The sequence below is a fragment of the Arthrobacter sp. KBS0703 genome (assembly GCF_002008315.2).
GTDB lineage: Bacteria > Actinomycetota > Actinomycetes > Actinomycetales > Micrococcaceae > Arthrobacter.
The window spans coordinates 1-4,185 of sequence record NZ_MVDG02000005.1 but is presented as its reverse complement, the minus strand read 5'-3'; the positions used below and the strand labels follow the sequence as shown (position 1 = coordinate 4,185).

The window sequence follows — 4,185 nt, the reverse complement described above, 5'->3', positions numbered from 1 at the left end:
ACGTCCGCCGGAGCGGTGTCGTCGGCACGGTTCAGGACCCGGACATCCGCGTACTCCCGCACGTTGTCCGCGGCAAGGAGCTCTGATTCCTGGGCGGCCCACTGGTCCCAGTAGGGCTCATAGGTATCACCGTCGCGCTCGAGGGCGCGGCTGCGGCGTTCGTTGTCCGGCGAATCGGCCCAGATGACGGCGTCCAGGTGCGGCCTGGCCGCCGCGGCAGCTGCTCCCACGCCTTCGACGATCACGATCTCGGCGGGCAGCGTGACCCGGGCGTCGCCGTCGTAATGCCGTTCCCAGTCCCAGCTGACCCAGGTTGCCGGTTCGCCGCGCCGGAGGGGCGCCAGCACCGTGGTCACGTAACGCTCCACGCCGGCGGCGAGGCCGTTCCAGCCGGGATAGATGTCCTCAAGGTGAAACAGGGAGACCTTGTGGTGGTTCCGCAGCCGTGCCGCCAGTTCGATGGCCAACGTGGTCTTGCCTGCGCCGGACCGCCCGTCAATGGCGATGATCACAGGTGCGGGGGTCATGAAATAGAGCGTACCTGCTCGCTGTTCTGAAGCTGGAGCGGGGCGTCATCGGCTGAGGCTGCAGCGAGGGCGGAACGGACGTACTCGACGATTCCCGGCACCGATGCCCGGACCTGGTCCCATACGGCATCAAAGTCCGCGTGCCCGCCGTACCAGGGGTCTTCGATGCCCTGTTCCAGCGGGTCCTTCGACTCGAGTGCGGGGTCGAAGCTGCGCAGCATGCGGACCTTCGCGAGCGACTCCGAATCCGGCGCCGACGCGCGCAGCCAGCCGTAGTGGTCCACGTCCAGGGCAAGAATCAGATGGCGTTCGGCGAACCATTCGGCGCGCCACTCCCTGGCGGTGTGGTGGTCCGAGCTGAGGTTGTTGGCAGTCAGTTTCCGCGCCGCCCGGAGGTCGATGGGGCGGCCGGCCTCGTAGGCGGTGGTGCCGGCGGAGTCCACCACGACGTCCCCCGCGAGCCCCGCGGCGGCGAAGGCCTCGGTGAGCATCAGCTCGGCCATGGGGGAGCGGCAGATGTTGCCGGTGCAGACCGCGATGATCCGGTACGGGCTGGTCATTGAGGTCATGGTGCTAAGCATGGAGGATGACCGTCCCGCTTGGCTAGTAAGTGCCCTTATGGTCTACGGATTCCGTAAAGTTGCCTGACCGCGGGGTCACATTTGCGAAAACGCGTCCGCCCGGTTAATGGATGAGCGCCAGCAGGACGCCCACGGCGACGAAGAGGACGCCGAAGATCCGGTTGAGCCTCGTCTGGCCCCGGACATCGTGGGTAAAGCGCTGGAACGACTTCGCGGCCGCTGCGAAAAAGAACCACATGACGAGGATGTCGATGACCACCACGGTGGCCGTGAGGGCGACGTATTGCGGCAGCAGCGGCTGTTCGGGCCGGATGAACTGTGGCATGAACGCCAGGAAGAACACGATCGCCTTGGGATTGAGCAGGTTCACCCAGAGGCCGCGGCGGAACATGGACCAGGCGGGCTCGTTCCTGAGGGCGGCGGCCTTTTCCTGGTCCAGGTCCGGCTTGTGCAGGAACTGCCGGATCCCGAGGTACACGAGGTAGGCGGCCCCGGCGTAGCGGATGACGTTGAAGGCAACGGGGGATCCCGCCACGAGGACTCCGACGCCCAGTGCGACGATGACAACGTGCATGATCAGCCCGGCCTGTTGGCCGAGGATCCCCCAGATGGAGCGGCGGAAGCCGGACGTCAGCGAGTTGCTCATGGTGTTGATGGCGCCCGCGCCGGGAGTGAAGCTGATGAGGACGCCGGCGCCCGCGAGGGCCAGCCACAGGGAGATTTGCACCAAACAAGCTTAGTGCGGCCTGCCGGTGGGCTGCGCCCGCGGCCATTCGCCGAAAATGGCCGCCCGGACGGTGCCCTGGTCGGCCATTTTTGGTGAATCGGTGGAGGCGGCGGGCCTACGGGCCGGGCCCAGGTTCAGGCGCGCGCGATGACCTCGCCGTTGGGGATGAGGAACCAGCCGTCGTTCGTGGAGCCCCAACGGTGCCACCCTGCCGAGATGCGGGTGAGGTCTGCCTCCTGCACGAACCCGTACTCGAGGGCCTGTTCGGCGAAGGCTGAGTGCAGCACGCGCTCGCCCCACACCCTGGCCTGCCAGCGCCGCTGCTGCCCGGTGGCGTAAAGCCAATTGCTGCTCGTGGGCGCCACGTCCGTGAATCCTGCCGCCTGCGCCCAGGAAACCAGGCGGCGTCCGGCGTCGGGTTCGGCGCCGTTCCTCCGGGCGATCCGCTGGTACAGGTCCATCCACTCGTCGAGTTCGGGGATGGCGGGGTACCAGCTCATGCCGTGGAAATCGGCGTCGCGCACAGCCACAATGCCGCCCGGCTTGGCCACCCGTCGCATCTCGCGCAGCGCCTCCACGGGATCGGTCAGGTGCTGCAGGACCTGGTGGGCGTGCACGACGTCGAACGTGTCGTCCTCGAAGTCCAGGTCGTAGATGTTGCCGGCCACGAACTCGACGTTCTCCACGCCGCGATCGGACGCAAGTTCCCGCGCGTGGGCAATGACGTCCGGGGAACGGTCCAGCCCGGTCACCTTCCCGGGGGCCACCAGTCCGGCGAAGTCGCACGTGATGCTGCCCGGCCCGCACCCGACGTCCAGCACCGACACCCCGGGGGTGAGGTGCGGAATCACGAACGCCGCGGAGTTCTCCGCCGTCCGCGAGGCATGGGCGCGGACCACTGACTCGTGGTGGCCATGCGTATATACATCTTCTGGCTGCTGCGCACTCATAGGGAAACGCTACTCCTCCGCGCCGGGGATGGGCCGGAGCAAGACCGGCAGTTTTTTGTCGTCGGCCGTCTGTTTCCCCGCTTCTGCCGGCCCGGCTTCTGCGGATGATTAGAGGGGTGGAGAACAACAGGATCAGTAACAAAGCAGGGCTCGGCGTCTTCCGGGCAACAGGGATCTATGTCGGTGCCATCCTCGGGTCAGGCGTGCTGGTGCTCCCCGCCATCGCGGCCCGGGAGGCGGGTCCGGCGTCGCTCCTCGCGTGGGCGCTGCTGCTGGTGTTCTGCACTCCCGTGGCGTTCAGTTTCGCCGAAATGAGCCGTCAGCAGCCCGACGCCGGGGGGATAGCGCACTTCGTGACGCGGGCATTCGGGCGGCGCGCCTCCGCCGTGGCCGGCTATCTCTTCTACTTCGCCATCCCGTTCGGGGCTCCCGCCACCGCGGTGATCGGCGGCAACTACATCGCCCACGCCCTGGGCGGCGGCCGCGGAACGGCGCTGGCCGCTGGAGCCGTGCTGCTGGCGGCAGGGTTCGCGAGCAACGCCGTCGGAATCAAGCTCTCCAGCCGCATCCAGCTGACGCTCATGGTGGTCCTCGTGGGGCTACTGGCGCTGGCCGTGGCCGTCGCGGCGCCGCACGCGAAGGCGGAGAACTTCGAGCCTTTCGCTCCGCACGGCTACTGGGCTGTGGGCGGCGCCGCGAGCCTGCTCTTCTTCTGCTTCGCCGGCTGGGAGGCCGTGACGCATCTGGCCGCGGAGTTCCGCCACCCGGAGCGGGACCTCAAACGGGCCACCTGGCTCACGCTGATCGTGGTGGGCGTGGTCTACATCCTGTCTCTTATACACATCTAGATGTGTATAAGAGACAGGTCCAGGACCACTGCCCGCCCGGTGAAGATCAGGGCCGAATCAGGGGTCTCCGCCGCGACGTCGGATCCGCCGGTTTCGCGCTTGAGCTCATAGCCGAGGTACCCGAGCCAGCCCAGGGTGAAATCGCACGGATACCCCTCGGGGGCGCGGAGCGCTTTCCGGCCCCAGACGGTCTCCAGCCAGCGGAAGAACGTGCCGGGCACCTCGGCCGTGGCGCAGCCGGCGGTGATCCGGTTGGTCCCCGAGCGGTGCCGGACCGACTGGCCGAACGTGCCGCCGTCGTCTGCAAGGACGCTGAAGCGGCTGCGCTCCGCGGCGGGCGTCCCCTCCCAGTCCGCGCTGTCCGGGACGGGCGGGACGAGGGACGAATCCAGCCAGACGGCATTCGCCGACGCGCCGTATAGCCGTTCGAAGAGGACAGCGGCGTCCGGGCGGCCGTCGATGCGTTCGGCCAGCAGCCGGAGGCCGCGGCGCGCGGAGAGCTCCGGAACCAGCACGGTGGCGAGGGCCGGGAGGTAAGTGAGCGCCTGCAGC

General features: G+C 68.1%; 4 protein-coding genes and 2 pseudogenes. 1 reads left to right on the top strand and 5 read right to left on the bottom strand.

Annotated elements, in window-relative coordinates:
- From B1A87_RS22225 to B1A87_RS22210, 4 genes and pseudogenes are all read right to left on the bottom strand, one after another.
- Positions 1 to 527, bottom strand: a pseudogene (locus B1A87_RS22225) (aminodeoxychorismate synthase component I); the annotation flags it as partial.
- Complete coding sequence (locus B1A87_RS22220; protein WP_078027096.1) at positions 524 to 1,096, bottom strand: low molecular weight protein-tyrosine-phosphatase; 573 nt, start codon at positions 1,094 to 1,096, stop codon at positions 524 to 526. The pseudogene B1A87_RS22225 and the gene B1A87_RS22220, both read right to left, overlap by 4 nt.
- A gap of 115 nt (positions 1,097 to 1,211) precedes the next feature.
- Positions 1,212 to 1,835 carry a LysE family transporter gene (locus B1A87_RS22215; RefSeq protein ID WP_078027097.1) on the bottom strand — a complete coding sequence of 208 codons (624 nt, stop codon included), beginning with the start codon at positions 1,833 to 1,835 and terminating at the stop codon, positions 1,212 to 1,214.
- Between the two features lie 134 nt (positions 1,836 to 1,969).
- Positions 1,970 to 2,785: a methyltransferase domain-containing protein gene (locus B1A87_RS22210; protein WP_078026958.1), complete on the bottom strand. Its 816-nt coding sequence runs from the start codon at positions 2,783 to 2,785 to the stop codon at positions 1,970 to 1,972.
- Positions 2,786 to 2,901: 116 nt separating this feature from the next.
- On the opposite strand from B1A87_RS22210, the gene B1A87_RS22205 reads away from it, so the two are divergent.
- The gene (locus tag B1A87_RS22205) at positions 2,902 to 3,633 is read left to right on the top strand and encodes an APC family permease (protein ID WP_260681131.1); all 732 of its coding nucleotides are present in this window, start codon (positions 2,902 to 2,904) and stop codon (positions 3,631 to 3,633) included.
- Between the two features lie 17 nt (positions 3,634 to 3,650).
- On the opposite strand, the pseudogene B1A87_RS22200 reads toward B1A87_RS22205, so the two are convergent.
- Positions 3,651 to 4,185: pseudogene (locus B1A87_RS22200) on the bottom strand (aminodeoxychorismate synthase component I); the annotation flags it as partial.

Bases quoted from the DNA above. Each gene is read 5' to 3' on its own strand.
- B1A87_RS22210 (WP_078026958.1), bottom strand. From the start codon at position 2,785: ATGAGTGCGCAGCAGCCAGAAGATGTATATACGCATGGCCACCACGAG.
- B1A87_RS22220 (WP_078027096.1), bottom strand. From the start codon at position 1,096: ATGACCTCAATGACCAGCCCGTACCGGATCATCGCGGTCTGCACCGGC.